General features: G+C 62.7%; 1 protein-coding gene. It reads right to left on the bottom strand.

Going from position 1 to position 727, the window contains the following annotated elements; all coding sequences use genetic code 11:
* Positions 1-417: 417 nt before the first annotated feature.
* Positions 418-727: hypothetical protein (locus AC0VY3_RS37335; protein ID WP_475551956.1), on the bottom strand; the 310-nt coding region annotated here is incomplete at its 5' end.

Genomic DNA, 727 nt, shown 5'->3' on the forward strand with positions numbered 1-727 from the left:
ATCTCCGGAGGAACGACGCACGGCCCCTACGGACCGTAAAGACGATAAAGCCCTACGGGCTTTAACAATTCCTCCGGAATTGTTATGAATTCCTCCGGAATTCAAAAGACAGGTGGGCGGTTGGGGGTCCCTCGCTCCGCGCTGGGACCGGTGGTGACGGGTGGTCGGGTGAGATCCTTCCGGCTCCGCCTGCAGGAGTAGCCCGCTTACGCGGGCGGCTAGCAGCAGCTGCCCGGTTGTGGGTCTCTTCAACCGGTCGGCGGGCTGTGCTCCCTGAGGGTGCATCACGACCCGTGTCCGGGTACGGAGTGGGAATCTCTACCACCCCCCGGTGTTGGATCTCTCTACCCTGTGCATCATTTTGATGCGCTGGGTAGAGAGTGGGTTTCTTCACCACTGCCAGTATTCGACGCGGGGCTATTCTTCGGGGTCTCTGAATACTGGGGTGCCGCGCTCTTTCCTGGCCTTCCTGGATGAAAGCTTGTCCCAGTCCCGTCCCATTGCTGAGGCGATGGAGAGATATCCGCGCTCCTGCAGTGCGTGGTCGGCCGCGTCCAGATCGGTGGCGGCGAAAGAATCGCGGACGTCGCCTTCGCCTTCCAGGAGACTGACCTGCCAGCCACCATCCGGGAGTGGGTACGCCACCGCGTACAGCGGTGCCGGAGTCGCCCGCAAGGCTTCCAGGACCTCAGGCTCCCAGGGAGTCAGGCGCGCGGGGAGATCAGGT

It is taken from the genome of Streptomyces sp. iso_384, from assembly GCF_056172905.1.